The sequence below is a fragment of the Streptomyces sp. NPDC050164 genome (assembly GCF_044459945.1).
GTDB lineage: Bacteria > Actinomycetota > Actinomycetes > Streptomycetales > Streptomycetaceae > Streptomyces > Streptomyces coeruleorubidus_A.
Window position 1 is genome coordinate 14,267 of sequence record NZ_JBITJK010000008.1, and the last position, 15,107, is coordinate 29,373.

At 70.1% G+C, this 15,107-nt stretch carries 15 protein-coding genes and 1 pseudogene; 4 read left to right on the top strand and 12 right to left on the bottom strand.

From position 1 onward, the window contains the following. Positions 1-116 precede the first annotated feature (116 nt). Positions 117-941 carry a maleylpyruvate isomerase family mycothiol-dependent enzyme gene (locus ACIBNA_RS14320; protein WP_399165518.1) on the bottom strand — a complete coding sequence of 275 codons (825 nt, stop codon included), beginning with the start codon at positions 939-941 and terminating at the stop codon, positions 117-119. 193 nt (positions 942-1,134) lie between these two features. Between ACIBNA_RS14320 and ACIBNA_RS14325 the strand changes: the two genes are divergently transcribed. Further along, positions 1,135-1,935 (top strand): carbon-nitrogen family hydrolase, encoded by an 801-nt coding sequence (locus ACIBNA_RS14325; protein ID WP_399165519.1) that lies wholly within the window; start codon positions 1,135-1,137, stop codon positions 1,933-1,935. 22 nt (positions 1,936-1,957) lie between these two features. On the opposite strand, the gene ACIBNA_RS14330 is transcribed toward ACIBNA_RS14325, so the two are convergent. Both ACIBNA_RS14330 and ACIBNA_RS14335 read right to left on the bottom strand, forming a co-directional pair. Further along, complete coding sequence (locus tag ACIBNA_RS14330; RefSeq protein WP_399165520.1) at positions 1,958-2,449, bottom strand: LURP-one-related/scramblase family protein; 492 nt, start codon at positions 2,447-2,449, stop codon at positions 1,958-1,960. Further along, positions 2,446-3,453, bottom strand: coding sequence for a GlxA family transcriptional regulator (locus ACIBNA_RS14335; protein WP_399165521.1), 1,008 nt, complete (start codon positions 3,451-3,453; stop codon positions 2,446-2,448). The genes ACIBNA_RS14330 and ACIBNA_RS14335 overlap by 4 nt, the downstream gene beginning before the upstream one ends. A 52-nt stretch (positions 3,454-3,505) precedes the next feature. On the opposite strand from ACIBNA_RS14335, the gene ACIBNA_RS14340 reads away from it, so the two are divergent. Beyond that, positions 3,506-3,931 (top strand): cupin domain-containing protein, encoded by a 426-nt coding sequence (locus tag ACIBNA_RS14340; RefSeq protein ID WP_399165522.1) that lies wholly within the window; start codon positions 3,506-3,508, stop codon positions 3,929-3,931. Beyond that, positions 3,928-5,745, top strand: a complete 1,818-nt coding sequence (locus tag ACIBNA_RS14345; protein WP_399165523.1) for a redoxin domain-containing protein — start codon at positions 3,928-3,930, stop codon at positions 5,743-5,745. Before ACIBNA_RS14340 ends, ACIBNA_RS14345 begins: the two co-directional genes overlap by 4 nt. Positions 5,746-5,757: 12 nt before the next feature. Here the strand turns inward: ACIBNA_RS14345 and ACIBNA_RS14350 are convergent. From ACIBNA_RS14350 to ACIBNA_RS14390, 9 genes and pseudogenes are all read right to left on the bottom strand, one after another. Next, positions 5,758-6,066 (bottom strand): annotated as a pseudogene (locus ACIBNA_RS14350) (hypothetical protein); the annotation flags it as partial. 4 nt (positions 6,067-6,070) lie between these two features. Continuing rightward, a complete protein-coding gene (locus tag ACIBNA_RS14355; RefSeq protein WP_399165524.1) occupies positions 6,071-6,706 on the bottom strand; it encodes a hypothetical protein in 636 nt (211 codons plus the stop codon). Beyond that, entirely contained in the window at positions 6,703-8,022 is a 1,320-nt protein-coding gene (locus ACIBNA_RS14360; RefSeq protein ID WP_399165525.1) for a hypothetical protein, read from the bottom strand. The genes ACIBNA_RS14355 and ACIBNA_RS14360 overlap by 4 nt, the downstream gene beginning before the upstream one ends. After that, positions 8,019-8,768 (bottom strand): ABC transporter ATP-binding protein, encoded by a 750-nt coding sequence (locus ACIBNA_RS14365; protein ID WP_399165526.1) that lies wholly within the window; start codon positions 8,766-8,768, stop codon positions 8,019-8,021. The genes ACIBNA_RS14360 and ACIBNA_RS14365 overlap by 4 nt, the downstream gene beginning before the upstream one ends. 61 nt (positions 8,769-8,829) lie before the next feature. Next, positions 8,830-9,159: a hypothetical protein gene (locus tag ACIBNA_RS14370; protein WP_399165527.1), complete on the bottom strand. Its 330-nt coding sequence runs from the start codon at positions 9,157-9,159 to the stop codon at positions 8,830-8,832. A gap of 850 nt (positions 9,160-10,009) precedes the next feature. After that, complete coding sequence (locus ACIBNA_RS14375) at positions 10,010-10,264, bottom strand: DUF6458 family protein (RefSeq protein ID WP_031137490.1); 255 nt, start codon at positions 10,262-10,264, stop codon at positions 10,010-10,012. Positions 10,265-10,352: 88 nt separating this feature from the next. Further along, the gene (locus ACIBNA_RS14380) at positions 10,353-11,651 is read right to left on the bottom strand and encodes a M18 family aminopeptidase (RefSeq protein WP_399165528.1); all 1,299 of its coding nucleotides are present in this window, start codon (positions 11,649-11,651) and stop codon (positions 10,353-10,355) included. Positions 11,652-11,727: 76 nt separating this feature from the next. Beyond that, a complete protein-coding gene (locus ACIBNA_RS14385) occupies positions 11,728-13,554 on the bottom strand; it encodes an acyl-CoA dehydrogenase (RefSeq protein ID WP_399165529.1) in 1,827 nt (608 codons plus the stop codon). Between the two features lie 134 nt (positions 13,555-13,688). Then, positions 13,689-14,510 (bottom strand): intradiol ring-cleavage dioxygenase, encoded by an 822-nt coding sequence (locus ACIBNA_RS14390; RefSeq protein WP_399165530.1) that lies wholly within the window; start codon positions 14,508-14,510, stop codon positions 13,689-13,691. A gap of 122 nt (positions 14,511-14,632) precedes the next feature. On the opposite strand from ACIBNA_RS14390, the gene ACIBNA_RS14395 reads away from it, so the two are divergent. Continuing rightward, positions 14,633-15,097, top strand: a complete 465-nt coding sequence (locus ACIBNA_RS14395) for an SseB family protein (RefSeq protein ID WP_030846788.1) — start codon at positions 14,633-14,635, stop codon at positions 15,095-15,097. Positions 15,098-15,107 lie beyond the last annotated feature (10 nt).

Genomic DNA, 15,107 nt, shown 5'->3' on the forward strand with positions numbered 1-15,107 from the left:
CGCGACCCGGCGGAGCGGGGTGCCTCCCCCGAGCTCTCGGCTTCGCTCGAGCAAGGGGGTACCCCCATCGCCCACCCGTGCCGCCCCAAGCGGCACGACTGCCCGCAGCTGGGTTGCTACTGCGTCACCGTGAAGTTCCTCAGGATCGCCGCCGTCAGTTCCGGATCGCCCTCCGTCTTCAGGCGGTCGGAGACCGATTCCGGCGTCACGCGGCCGCAGGCCAGGCGTACGTACGTCTCCCAGTCGAGGGTGAGCGTGGCGGCGGGGCCGAGGGCGGGGGCCGTTTCGAGGGTGCCGCGGCCCTGGATGTCGACGCGGATCGTGCGCAGGAACTCGACGGGGCCGTGGACGTCGAAGACGACGGCCGAGCTGCGCGGTGCCTGCGCGTCCTCGGCGACCACGCGCGGGAGTTCGCCGAGCAGCACGTCACGGGCGACGTGCGCGCCGGGGGAGTCGAGGTTGCCGGGCCGGCCGAGGGCCGTGCGCAGGTCCTGCTCGTGCACCCACACGTCGAAGGCGTGCCGGCGCATGGACTCCTCGAGGGTCAGCTCCGTGCCGAGCGGGCCGCGCACCTTCGTGCCCGGGTCGCGCGAGTCGTTGCGCAGCTGGCGGTTGCGGCGGATGATCACGTACTCCAGCTCGGAGGTCATCTCCGGGGCCGTGTGGTGACGGCGGACGTCGACCTGCATCTCCATGTAGCGCTGGTGGTCGTTCGTCACGTGGAAGAGGTCGCGCGGCAGCGTGTGGATGGGGCGCGGATCGCCCAGCATCTCGCAGTCCAGGCCGATGACATGGGAGACCACGTCCCGCACCGACCACCCGGGGCACGGCGTCCGCCGGTTCCACTCGGCCTCCGCGAGCGACTGGAGCAGCTCGGATATCGCTTCGATGGAGTGGGTCCAGGCGTCGGCGTAGGGCTGGAGGGTGGGATGCAGACTCACGGAACGGGACCCCTCGGCGGTCGGTGCACGGGCAGGTGGTGGCGGCGTTGCCAGTGGGAGGTGGCGGCTGTCGGCGGGTGTCTTGGCAGCTAAGTTACGCTGCTGTGAGGCACCCCGGCAGTCCTTTCGTGTGACGATCGTAGGCCCGCGGGGAAGCCCTTGTGGACGGGTCGAATGCCAGGACGGTGGTAGTGTGCGCGCCTCTGTGATCCAGATCGCCGTAAACGAGGGCGAATCGGTCGAATCGCGCCGCCTGCGGGTGGCCTCGATGGTCCGGGACCAGGCCGGGGCCGATCTCGTCGTCCTGCCGGAGCTGTGGACCACGGGCGCCTTCGCCTACGAGGAGTTCGGGCAGGAGGCCGAGCCGCTCGAAGGGCCGACGTACGAGGCGATGGCGAAGGCCGCGAGCGACGCCGGTGTCTGGCTGCACGCGGGCTCGATCCCGGAGCGGGATCCTGAGGGGCCGCTCTACAACACCTCCCTCGTCTTCTCCCCTGCCGGTGACCTCGCCGCCGTCTATCGCAAGATCCACCGCTTCGGCTTCGACAAGGGCGAGGCCGTACTCATGGGCGCGGGTGCCGAGCTGGTGACGGTCCGTCTGCCGATGACCACCCTGGGCCTCGCCACCTGTTACGACCTCCGTTTCCCCGAGCTCTTCCGCGGTCTCGTCGACGCCGGTGCCGAGACGCTCGTGGTCCCGGCGGGCTGGCCGGAGCGCCGCCGGTCCCACTGGACGCTGCTGGCTCAGGCGCGGGCGGTCGAGAACCAGTCGTTCGTCGTCGGGTGTGGAACGGCCGGGACGCACGCCGGAGTTCCCCAGGCCGGTCACTCGATCGTGGTCGACCCCTGGGGCGAGGTGCTGGCCGAGGCGGGCGCCGACGAGGAGGTGCTGACGGTGGAGTTCGACCCGGGGAAGGTCGCGAGGACGCGGGAGCAGTTCCCGGCGCTGAAGGACCGGGTGCTGGGGCTCCAGCCTCCTCGACGGCAGCCTTAGGGGGTGTGCCGGCCCAGGGCCGTCACTCCTCCCGCTCCTTCTCCGCCAGGTGGATCACACACACCGCCACCGCGATCAGCAGCGCCGGATCCGCGTCCTCGCGGACGACCTCCACGCCGTAGGTGTCCCGTACGGTCAGCCACCGCCGGGAGATGACCGCCAGCAGTTCCCCGTCGTACTCGACGGCGAACTCCCGGTCGAGGATCTTGCCGCTGACGTCCAGCTCGTTGCCGTCGGCCAGGGACACCCGGTAGTGGTTGCGCAGCAGGGACAGCCGTTTGCGGCGGATCGTCGCCAGCGGCTGGCCGCCCCGCTGGAGCACCATCGTGTCGCGCAGGGCGAGCATCTTCTGGTGGATGTCGACGAGGACGCGCCCCTGGGTGTCCTTCAGCTCCCAGGTGTCCCGAAGGCGCAGTGCCTTGCCGTCGACGAGGAACACCTTGGTGCCGCGGTCGTCCTCGATCCAGTAGTCGTCGCCGAAGCCGAGGAGCCGGTCGTACACGAGGAATCTCATGACACCAGGGCTTCCCCGGCGCCCGCTCCGAAACGCCGTCGATAGGCCGACGGGCTGAGCCCGGTCACCCGCCGCAGCCGGTTCCGCAGGTTGGCGGCCGTACCGAGCCCGCTGCGGGCCGCCACCACGTCCAGCCGTTCCTCGCCCCGCTCGATCAGCCGGCAGGCCAGCGCCACCCGCTCCCCGGTCAGCCACGCCAGCGGCGTCGTGCCGAGCTGGGCGCGGAAGCGCCGGTGGAGCGTGGCCGGGCTGACACGCGCGCGTGCGGCCAGGTCCGCCACCGTCAGCGGCTCGCCCAGCCGCTCCTGCGCCCAGGACAGCAGGGGTGCCAGGGACTCGTCCCGCACGTCCGGCACCGGCCGCTCCACGAACTGCCGCTGCCCGCCGTCCCGGTGCGAGGCGAACACCAGCCGCCGGGAGACGTGGTTGGCGATCTCGGCACCGTGGTCCCGGCGCCAGATGTGCAGGCCGAGATCAAGCGCTGCCGCACTGCCCGCCGCCGTGAGGAGGTCGCCTTCGTCCACGAACAGCACGTCCGGCTCCAGCAACACCTTCGGGTGCAGCCGGCGAAAGGAGTCCGCCCAGCGCCAGTGGGTCGCCGCCCGCCGCCCGTCCAGCAGTCCGGCCTCGGCGAGCGCGAAGGTGCCGGTGCAGAAGCTCACGACCCGGGCGCCACGCGCGTGTGCGTGCCGGATGGCGTCGAGCACGGCAGGGGCGCGCGGTACGACGTTGTCCGGCCGGCCGGGCACGACCAGCGTGTCCGCCCGGTCCACGGCGTCCAGGCCCAAGGCGCCCGTGAGCGTGAAGAAGCCGTGGTTCATCCGGATCTCCGGCGCGGGCGTGCACAGCGTCACCTCGTACAACGGCCCCGGCAGCCCCAGCTCGGGCCGTGGCAGTCCGAACAGTTCTGTGGCCACCCCCACCTCGAAGGGGTTGGTGCCCTCGTCGACGATCACGGCGACCTGGTGCGGGCGATGCGGATGGTGCGAGGATCCTTGCGGCATATGCGATTTCTAGCACTCGTGCGAGACGCACGGCACCCGTGAAGATCCCCTCATGACCCAGGAACCCGTCTCCCTCGCCCACGCCCTGGCCTCCTTCTCCGAGCAGTGGAGCCCGCGCATCGTCACCGCCGTCAACGACTACGACGTCCGCGTCGCGAAGGTCGAGGGCGAGCACGTCTGGCACGTCCACGAGCACACCGACGAGTTCTTCCTCGTCCTCGACGGCGAACTCCACATCGGCCTGCGCGAGCCGGCCGGCGAGCGCACGGTCGTCCTGCCCAGGGGCTCGGTCTTCACGGTCCCGCGCGGCACCGAACACAAGCCCTACGCCCCCGTCCCGACCGCGATCCTCGTGTTCGAACCCACCGGCACCCTCACGGTCGGCGACCGCCACGACGACGTGCCCGAGCACGTCGACGCCACGACCGGCCACGCGCTGGACCGGCTGTCAGTGCCGGATGACACCCTGGACGCATGAACCACTCCGCACCCCGACGGGCCCGCGTCCGCGCCCCCGAGCTGACCGGCAAGGGCGGCTGGCTGAACACGGGCGGGCAGCAGTACACCCTCGCCGACCTGCGAGGACGCATCGTCATCCTCGACTTCTGGACGTTCTGCTGCATCAACTGCCTGCATGTCCTGGACGAGCTGCGCGGGCTGGAGGAGAAGCACCGGGACACGGTCGTGGTGATCGGGGTGCACTCGCCGAAGTTCGTGCACGAGGCCGAGCACCAGGCGGTGGTGGACGCCGTCGAGCGCTACGGCGTGGAGCACCCGGTGCTCGACGATCCGGAGCTGGCCACGTGGAGGCAGTACGCCGTGCGGGCCTGGCCGACGCTCGTCGTGATCGACCCCGAGGGGTACGTCGTCGCGCAGCACGCCGGTGAGGGGCATGCGCACGCCATCGAGCGGCTGGTCGGGGAACTGGAGGCCGAGCACGAGGCCAAGGGGACGCTGCGGCGAGGGGACGGTCCGTACGTGCCGCCGGAGCCGGAGCCGACCGTGCTGCGGTTCCCGGGCAAGGCGCTGCTGCTGCCGTCCGGGAACTTCCTGGTGAGCGACACCACCCGGCATCAGCTGGTGGAACTCGCCGAGGACGGCGAGAGCGTGGTGCGGAGGATCGGTTCCGGCACGCGCGGGTTCGCCGACGGACCGACGGACACGGCCAGCTTCAACGAGCCGCAGGGGCTCGCCCTGCTGGACGACGGGTCGGTGGTCGTCGCCGACACCGTCAATCACGCCCTGCGGCGGCTGCGCCTCACCACGGGCGAGGTCACCACCCTCGCCGGCACGGGTCGGCAGTGGTGGCAGGGCTCACCCACCTCGGGCCCGGCCCGCGAGGTCGACCTCTCCTCCCCCTGGGACGTCGCCCTCTGGCAGGGCAAGGTCTGGATCGCCATGGCCGGCGTCCACCAGCTGTGGGCGTACGACCCGGCCGAGGCCACGGTCGCGGTCGCCGCCGGGACGACGAACGAGGGGCTGGTGGACGGCCCGGGGGCCGAGGCCTGGTTCGCGCAGCCCTCGGGCCTCGCCGCCACTCCCGACCGTCTCTGGCTCGCCGACTCCGAGACGTCCGCCCTGCGCTGGGTGGACCCGCCCGGCTCCGTCCACACCGCCGTCGGCACCGGCCTGTTCGACTTCGGCCACCGCGACGGCGCGGCCGAACAGGCTCTGCTCCAGCACCCGCTGGGCGTCACCGCGCTGCCGGACGGGTCCGTCGCCGTCGCCGACACCTACAACCACGCCCTGCGGCGCTACGACCCCGCGACCGGCGAGGTCACCACCCTGGCCACGGACCTGCGCGAGCCCAGCGACGCGGTGCTCGTCGGCGACGACATCGTGGTCGTGGAGTCGGCCCGCCACCGGCTGACCAGGCTGCGGCTGCCGGAGGAGGCGGTGCAGGTGCCTGAGGTCGCCCACCGCACCCAGCGGGCGGCCACCGAAGTCGCCCCCGGGCGGCTCCGGTTGGACGTGATCTTCCAGGCCCCGGCGGGCCAGAAGCTGGACACCCGCTACGGCCCCTCCACGCGTCTGCTGGTCTCCTCCGCCCCGCCGGAGCTGCTGCGCAGTGGCGAGGGCGCGGGGACGGACCTCTCCCGCGCCCTCGAACTCGACCCGTCCGTGACGGAGGGCGTACTGCACGTCTCCGCGATGGCCGCGTCCTGCGACGACGACCCCGACAACGAGTACCCGGCCTGCCACGTCCACCAGCAGGACTGGGGCGTGCCGGTCCGTCTCACCGGGTCGGGGACGGACCGGCTGCCCCTGGTCCTCGCCGGGATGGACACCTGATCCGGGCGGGGGTCACACCCCGTAGCCGTCCCTGTAGCCGTCGCGGGGGGGGTGGGCCCCCCCCCCCCGCGGGGGGGGGGGGCCCCCCCCCCCCCCCCCCGGGGGGGGGGGGGGGGGGGGGGGGGGGGCCGGGGGGGGGGGGGGGGCGCGGGGGGGCGGGGGGGGGGGGGGGGGGGGGCGGGGGGGGGGGGGGGGGGCCCCCGCGGGGGGGGGCGGGGCCCCCCCCCCCCCCCCCCCCCGGCGCCTGGCGATGCTGCTGAACGTCGTGACGCCGATCAGTCCGACGATCAGCAGGATGATGCCGACCAGGTCGAGGTTGACCGGGTCACAGGCTGGTGGACCGGCGTTCCCCGTGCTGCGCGAAGACGACCATGCTTGTGAGCCACAGGGCCGCGGCCGTCACCGCGGCGCCCATATCCGCGTTCGCTGCCAGCAGCCAGGACCACAGCCAGGAGACCTGCGGCTCGATGCCCAACGTCAGGGTCACCACTGCGAGCAGCAACGGGACGCACCAGGCGAGGGAGCTCCCGATGACGCGTACGGCCAGCAGGGCCAGGCCACACAGGGCGAGGACGTTCCGTGCGACGGCCGCGCCTCCCCGGTCGTCCAGGATGTCGGTCGGCAGCAGGGCCCAGGCAGCCAGCGCGGCCCCGAGGGAGGCCAGCCCGGTGTGGGCCAGCCTGGCGCGACGGATCACCGGTCCGCCAAGACCGTCCCAGGGCTGCATCGAACCGTGAGCGGTGGCCGAGAGGATCACCGCGCAGACCGCGGGGAGCAGGATCAGGGTGACAGGTGTGTTCTGGTCCGAGGAGTAACCGACCTTCACCAGCGCGCCGTTGAGGACAAGGGCGGTGAGGGCGACGGCCGCCAGGAGCAGGACGGAGACGGCCAGCCGGCGACTGCGGCAGTACAGCAGAGGCCCGCAGGCCCCACGGACACCGCCGCCTTCGCGCGGGCTCACCGGAAGTCCTCGCCCGAGAGCGTGCACGTCCGGAACGCGCCCCAGTGGTCGCTCAGCCAGGTGCTGCCCTGTCCGCTGGACCACTTGTTGATCGTCTGCTGTGCCGTGCGTAGTTCGGTGGTCGGCGCGGGGAGTCCGGCCACGGCTGAGGCGTCCGCGCGGCCGTGCGCCAGCCACTGCTGCACGAGTTCGGTCAGGGCTGCGATCCGCGGGTTGTCCTGTGTCAGGTTGCAGGCCTTGAAGTCCGTCAAGGAGCTGATCAGCTCCTCTCGCGCTTCCTCGACCCGGCCGGGACGCAGATCGTCGAGGTACAACGGCGCGGTGCCCGGAGCAGAGGTGCCGCTGCGCTCCTGCTGGACGAGCCGGGTCAGACGCTTCGGGGTGTGCGCCAGCCGAGCGGCCGTGTCCGTGAAGGTGTCCCGCAACTCGGGCAGCGCACTCTCGAACGCCGGGTGCACACAGATCGCCAGGCCGTGGGAGGTGGTGCACACCGTCGACAACCGCGCGGACTCGGCTGTGCTGAGGGTGGGCTGGTGGAAGCGTCCGTGCAGAGGGCTGAGCACCCCGACACCGGTGACCGCCAGGACCAGTGAGGCCACCGCGACCCCGATGATCGCCCGCCGCGACAACAGGCGGGCGAGGCACACACCGGCGCCGGCCACCGCCACCCCGGCGAGCCAGACGGCCTGGCCCGCATAGAGGCCGTCCTGCGGCAGATCGTACGGCGTGACAAGTTCGTCCAGGAAGGGGAAGAGAAGGTAACCGGTGTGCCCGACCAGGTCGTAGTGCACCACGTAGACGGCGAAGGGCACCACGGCAGCGAGGGGTGCGGTGAAGCGACTGGGCCACAGTCGGCCGACAGAGTATCCGAGCACCGTCCAGGCCACGACGGCACACCAACCCGCGAGCCACCCGCTGATCCCGATCTCACCTGCGGGTGCTTCGAACAGCACCCTGACCACGACCGCCACGGCGACGGAGCCGTACGCCAGGGACGCCCAGGCCACCAGGGCGAGCAGCTGGGCACCAGGCAGCCACCACGCGGGAACCGAACTCATCCCGGTCAGGTAGGAGAGTCCGCGCTGTTGCTCCCGGCCCCCCGCGAGTGCCGCGAGTCCGGCCATTCCACAGCTGCTCAGGACACCGGAGAGCACCACGGAGTGGACGACGTTGGGCCAGAAACCCACGCCCGGAGTGAGGTTGCCGAAGGCGTTCCACACACTGACGAAGATCAGGACCAGGACGGCCCAGAGGTGCCAGCGGGTACGCGTCTCCAGTGCGGCACCCCTCAGGATGCCGGTCCGCAAACCGCTCATCGCGCACCGCCCTGGGCCTCGGAGCCGTGGCCCCGGCGGCCGACGACCGTGTGGTAGCCCCGCTCCAGCTCCGTGTCCCCCTCCTCGGACGACGCCCCGGCCGCTGCCAGTTGGCGCACGGTGCCCTGGAAGACGATGTCCCCGTCTTCGAGGACCAGCACGTCGTCGCACATCGCGGACACGTCGTCAGTGAGGTGGGTGCTCAGAAGCACGGGCGTGGTGTCGGCGAGGCCGCGCACCATCTTGCGGAAGTCCGAACGCTGACGCGGGTCCAGACCGACGGTGGGTTCGTCGAGTACGAGGAAGTCGGGACGGTGGACCATCGCCGCTGCGATCCCCGCCCGTTGCCGCATGCCACCGGACAGCTTCTCCATGCGTACCGAGGCACTGTCCGTCAGCCCCACAGCGGCGACGGCCTCGCGCACGGCCTGTGCGCCGGACACACCCTTCATCCCCTTGGTCCACGCCACGTAGGAGACGAAGTCCTCAACGCTGAACGACGCGACGTATCCGAAATTCTGCGGCAAATATCCAATGCGCTGCCGCGCTCGCTCCCGGGCCTTCTTGTCGCTGTAATCCTCGCCAAAAACCTGAATACCGCCACCGGCGGGGGGCAGGAGCGTGACGACCGTTTCCAGCAGAGTCGTCTTTCCCGCGCCATTCGGCCCGAGAAGGGCGGTCACGCCGCTGTCCAGCGAAAAAGTAACACCCCGCAGAACCGTACGCTTTCCGCGTCGCTGCACCATTCCATCGGCTATAACCGTTGCCACGCCCCAGCCCTTCCTACGTTCTCAAAGTTCTCAGGCGTCAGCAGGCCCTGACGTCGCGGGGAGACGTGTCGTGGTAGGTGCCGCCCTTCCAGTACCCCCGCGCGTAGTAGCCGCGCTTGTTGCCGTTGTCGCAGCTGGACACTCCGACCGTCCAGTCCTTGCGCGTGTCCGTCATCGCGTTCTTCGCCGTGAGCGGGTCAGGAAGAAGGTTCTTGTCCCACTTGATCTCAGTGGTCAGCGTGCTCGACTTGGCAGAATTGCAAGACGCCTTGGACTGCCCCCACAGGGTGCTCCCGGTGACGACATTGAACTTGACGGACGGCTCAGCACATCCGCTCGGCGCCGCCATCGCCGGAATGGCGGTCACCAACCCGCCAAGGAGCGCGGCGCCAGCACATGCCGCGACTATGCCACTCTTCCGGCCAAATCTCTTCATTTGTACCCCCTGATGTGATTTTCGCTGAATGCAAAGCCGCGTCCGACTTTTACGCGGAGTAGGGAAAATATCACGAGGGCAGCAGGGTGATCAAGCGAGATTACCTCGCCGTAATTTCAGAACTGGGGTGGTTGGGCGCGGCCATATCGCTCTTCTTGGTGAATTTCACGACAGAGACGGAAAGGCGAGTAGTGCTGCAATAGCGGCTTTGTGCTGCTTTAGCGCAACTCGCGTCAGTTTCCTCTCTCCTATAGGCGCGCTGTTTTCTTCTGCGTCACCGGACGCGAATCCGTTACACGACACTCGGAGCGTGTCGACTCGCCCATGTTGCCCCTCGGGGGGTGTTCTCTGCGCGACCGGATCAAGCCATGAAACGGCTCCAACACCTGGCGTCGGTCCAGGGCCTCGGTGAACACGTCGGTGAAGGGCCAGTGCGCTGCGAGGCGGCATTCCGTCTGCCCCGGCCCCGAACTGCGCCTCACCCGCCGCTCAGCGCGCCGAGCACATCGACGGTGAGACGGTGCCAGGGCGCCGCAGATCGTCTACGCGGAGGGCTCTTCGAATCCCTCTGGTGAACGCCGCCGGCTCTCACCTGCCCGAACCGCGGTTCCGGGCGGCCTCCGATCTCGCCGTCCGTCCGGTAGGACAAGGACGGCCGGGGACTGCGCTTGTGGACGTCCTCACCGAGGGTCATCGGGGGGAGCACGCCCCGGACATCCCGTAGGTGCTCGCCCGAACGGACGGCGAGATGGGCGGGGCGCCCCCGGACCCGTAACCGCCGCTAGACCCCATACCCGTCGCTGTAGCCGTCGCGGCGGTGGTGGTGGGCCGCCGGGTCCTCGACGACCTGCGTCGTGGGTGGCACCACCACGCGCCGGCGCCTGGCGATGCTGCTGAACGTCGTGACGCCGATCAGCCCGACGATCATCAGGATGATGCCGACCAGGTCGAGGTTGACCCCCTGCATGTCCCAGTCGGTCGCGAACGTGAGGATGGCTCCCACGGCGATGAGGATGATGCATCCGCCGAGGCCCATGAGTGTCGCCTCCCTGTACACGGTCCGGTCGTTCCGGTCCGCACACCGGGTACCCCCGAGGGGAACGCCCATGCGGTGAAGGCCCGTTCTATCCCTCCAGGAACGCCGTCAACGCGTTCGCGAGCAGGAACGGGTCGTCGGCTCCGCACAGTTCGCGCGCGCTGTGCATCGACAGGATGGCCACGCCGATGTCGACGGTCCTGATGCCGTGCCGGGCGGCGGTGATCGGGCCGATCGTGGTGCCGCAGGGCATGGAGTTGTTGGAGACGAAGGACTGGAAGGGCACGTCGGCCGCCTCGCAGGCCGCCGTGAACTCCGCGCGTCCCGAACCGTCCGTGGCGTAGCGGTTGTTGACGTTGACCTTGAGGATCGGGCCGCCGTTGACGCGCGGGTGGTGCGTCGGGTCGTGCCGCTCCGCGTAGTTGGGGTGCACGGCGTGGCCGGTGTCGGAGGAGAGGCAGACCGTGCCGGCGAAGGCGCGGGCCCGGTCCTCGTAGGAGCCGCCGCGGGCGAACACCGAGCGCTCCAGCACGTTGCCGAGCAGCGGTCCGTCCGCGCCCGTGTCCGACTGGGAGCCGTTCTCCTCGTGGTCGAAGGCGGCCAGGACCGGGATGGACGCCGGCTTGGACGCGCCGGAGGCCACAGCGGCGAGGGCCGCCGTGCCGGCGTGCACGGACAGCAGGTTGTCCATGCGCGGGCCGGCCAGCAGTTCGCGGTCGCGGCCCAGGTAGGCGGGCGGTTCCACGGAGTGCGTCATCAGGTCCCAGCCGGTGACCTCGCCCGCGGGGATGCCGGCCGTCTCTTCCAGGAAGGCGATCAGGTCGCCGTCGCGCACGTCGTTGCCCAGGCCCCAGACCGGCTGCATGTGCCGCTGCTTGTCGAGCTTGAGGCCATCCGCCGTCACCGAGCGGTCCAGGTGGATGGCGAGCTGCGGGACGCGCAGCAGCGGCCGGTCGACGTTGACCAGGCGCGTCGAGCCGTCGCGCAGGGTCAGCCGGCCCGCGAGGCCCAGGTCGCGGTCCAGCCAGGAATTGAGCAGCGGGCCGCCGTAGATCTCCACGGCCACCTGGCGCCAGCCGTGCGCCCCGCTGTCGGGGCGTGGCTTGACACGCAGGTTGGGGGAGTCGGTGTGGGCGCCGACGATCCGGAACGGCGTGTGCGGGGCGGTGCCCTCGGGGACGTACCAGGCGACGATGGCGCCGCCGCGCAGCACGTACTTGCCGCCGCTCGTCCCCTCCCAGGCGTCCGTCTCCGCGACCTGCCGAAAGCCTGCCTTCTCCAGCCGCTCGGCTGCGCTCGCCACGGCGTGGTACGGCGTCGGGCTGGCCGAGAGGAAGGTCATGAGGTCGTCGGTGTGGCCGCGGTCGAAGCGGGCTGGTTCGGTCATGCATTCACCTTAACGACGGACGAGGGCCTGTTCCCGTAGGACGGGAACAGGCCCTCGAACAGTGGACGGGAGGGGACTAGAACGCGGCCTCGTCCAGCTCCATCAGGTCCAGCTCGACGCCCTCGGCGACCTTGCGGGCCAGGGTGACGCCCGGCAGGACGTTGGCGGCGAAGAACTTGGCCGCGGCGATCTTGCCGGTGTAGAAGGCCTTGTCCTTGGCGGAGGCGGTCTCCAGCTTCTCGGCGGCGATCGCGGCGCCCTTGAGCAGCAGGTAGCCGACGACGACGTCACCGGAGGCCATCAGCAGGCGGGTGGTGTTCAGCCCGACCTTGTAGATGTTCTTGACGTCCTGCTCGGTGGCCGCGAGGTCGGTGAGCATCAGGCCGACGATGGCCTCCAGCTCGACCGCGGCCTTGGCGAGGTGCTCGCGGGCACCGGCCAGCTCCTCGCCGCCCGTGCCGAGGGCCAGGAACTTCTTGATGTCCTCGGCGAGGGAGTTCAGCGCGGCGCCCTGGTTGCGGACGATCTTCCGGAAGAAGAAGTCCTGTCCCTGGATGGCCGTGGTGCCCTCGTAGAGGGTGTCGATCTTGGAGTCCCGGATGTACTGCTCGATCGGGTACTCCTGCAGGAAGCCGGAGCCGCCGAAGGTCTGCAGCGACTGGGCGAGCTGCTCGTAGCCCTTCTCGGAGCCGTAGCCCTTGACGATGGGCAGCAGCAGGTCGTTCAGCGCGTGCTCGGTGGCGGCGTCCTCGCCGGCGGCCTCCTTGATCTGGATCGCGTCCTGGATCGAGGCGGTGTACATCACCAGGGCGCGCATGCCCTCCGCGTACGCCTTCTGCGTCATCAGCGAGCGGCGCACGTCGGGGTGGTGGGTGACGGTGACCTTGGGCGCGGTCTTGTCCATGAAGTTCGCCAGGTCCGGGCCCTGGACGCGCTCCTTGGCGTACTCCAGCGCGTTCAGGTAGCCCGTGGACAGCGTGGAGATCGCCTTCGTGCCGACCATCATGCGGGCGAACTCGATGATGCGGAACATCTGGCGGATGCCGTCGTGCTTGTCGCCGATCAGCCAGCCCTTGGCGGGGTGCTGGTCGCCGAACGTCATCTCGCAGGTGTTGGAGGCCTTCAGGCCCATCTTGTGCTCGACGTTCGTGGCGTAGACGCCGTTGCGCTCGCCCAGCTCGCCGGTCTCGAAGTCGAAGAGGTACTTCGGGACGAGGAAGAGGGACAGGCCCTTGGTGCCGGGGCCGGCGCCCTCGGGACGCGCGAGCACGTAGTGGAGGATGTTCTCCGACATGTCGTGCTCACCGGAGGTGATGAAGCGCTTCACGCCCTCGATGTGCCAGGAGCCGTCCTCCTGCTGCACGGCCTTGGTGCGGCCGGCGCCCACGTCGGAGCCCGCGTCGGGCTCGGTGAGCACCATCGTGGAGCCCCACTGCTTCTCCGTGGCGATCTTGGCTATGTGCTTCTGGACCTCGTTGCCCTCCTCGAAGAGGATGCCGGCGAAGGCCGGGCCCGAGGAGTACATCCACACGGCCGGGTTGGCGCCCAGGATCAGCTCGGCGTAGGCCCAGATCAGGGAGCGGGGCGAGGTGGTGCCGCCGATCTCCTCGGGCAGGCCGAGGCGCCAGTACTCGGAGTCCATGAAGGCCTGGTAGCTCTTCTTGAAGGACGCCGGGACCGGCGCGGTGTTGGTCTCCGGGTCGAAGACCGGCGGGTTGCGGTCGGCGTCGATGAAGGACTCGGCCAGCTCGTTCTCCGAGAGGCGGGTCAACTCCTCCAGGATGCTCTTCGCGGTCTCGACGTCCATCTCCTCGAACGGACCGGTGCCGTACACCTTGTCGCGCCCGAGTACTTCGAAGAGGTTGAACTCGATGTCACGGAGATTCGACTTGTAGTGCCCCATGGCGACGGCTCCCGGCTCCCTAGAGAGATCGGCGAGGCACTGGATCCTCGCGCTAGTTCACGTACCAACAAGTAGCTACGATGATGCTACCCGCGAGTAATAAGACGCAACCCCATCCGGTCATCTGTGACAGGTCACACCGGAACGGTCAAGGCCGCGGTGTAGCCGTCCTGCGCACTGCCCGTCAGCGTCGCCAGCTGCCGGTCGTGGCCGTCGCTGAAGATGCCGTCGTCCTCCAGGGACATGCTGCTCAGGTTCCGCACGCTGTCGCCGTAGCCGTCCGTGGCGTACACCGCGTCGCAGACGTCCTTCGGGAAGGCGAGCTGCGAGGTGTTGGTGATCGACGTGGCGGCGGTGGCGTCGGCCAGGCCGCCGTAGACCTCGAAGTGGATGTGCGGCCAGCGTCCCGGGTAGCAGCCGGGGAAGATGCTCGTGAACGTGACCTGGCCCTTCTCGTCCGTCTCCTGGACGCCCCGCAGGTAGTTCTCCTCGGTGACGCCGTCGGAGTACAGGGAGTAGGCGCCGTCCCGGTCGCAGTGCCACACGTAGACGGCGGCGCCCTGCTTCGGGGTACCGCAGCCGGAGGCCGCGTCCACCACGGTCAGCGTGATCGTCAGGGGCACGCCCTCGGCGGTGCCGCCCGCGGAGTCGCCGAAGCTCCGTGTGATGTCGCTGCGGACGACCCCGCTCTCCTTCAGGACGTTCACGCCGTTGGAGCCGTCGCCGGGGAAGGGGCCGGCCGTCTCCTCGGGGATCTCCGCGCACCCGGCGGACGAGGAGGAAGGGGAGGAAGAGGAGGGGGACGCCGTGGTCTTCTCCTCCGTCGTGCAGCCCACCAGCGGGACCAGGCTCGCGCCCGCCATCAGCCGGATCATCCGGCGGCGGGCGAGGACGGGCAGGTCGTAGGAGAGGCCTCCGTCGTGCTCGTGCGGGCCCTCGTCATGGCGTCCGTTCATGGTCCGACGCTACGAGCGGCGGGTGCCGCGATCCACAGAGCCGGTGCTGTCAAGTCGCTGTCGGTTTGCCGGGCCCGCCGTACCGGCCCGCCCGACCGGCCGCTCTCGGTACTCTTGCGCTCATGTACGGCTACGACCAGACAGCGGGCCCGCAAGGGCAGTACGCCCCTCCGCAGCAGCCGATGTCCGGCGGATACGGACAGCAGCCGCCGCTGTACCCCGAGCCGTCCCCGCCCTCCCTGACGGACGCGGTGCGCGCGTTCACCACCGGGCAGATGGCCGCCGAGGACTTCCAGCAGGTCTTCGCGACGTCGAAGGTCTACTGCCCGCGCGGCGACAACCCCGGTTTCCTCGCCCTGCACAACACCCAGCAGCCGGTGATCCCGATGTTCAGCACGCTCAAGGAGCTGCGCCGGTACGCGGGCAAGGAATCCAAGTACTTCGTGATCACCGGCGCCGAGGTCCTGGACCTGCTGCCGACCGGCTACGGCTTCGTGCTGGACATGGAGGGCGAGCACCGCATGGTGTTCGACGCGAAGGCCGTCGAGCAGATGGTCGAGTTCGCGATGCGCCGGATGTATGGCTAGACGCCATTGC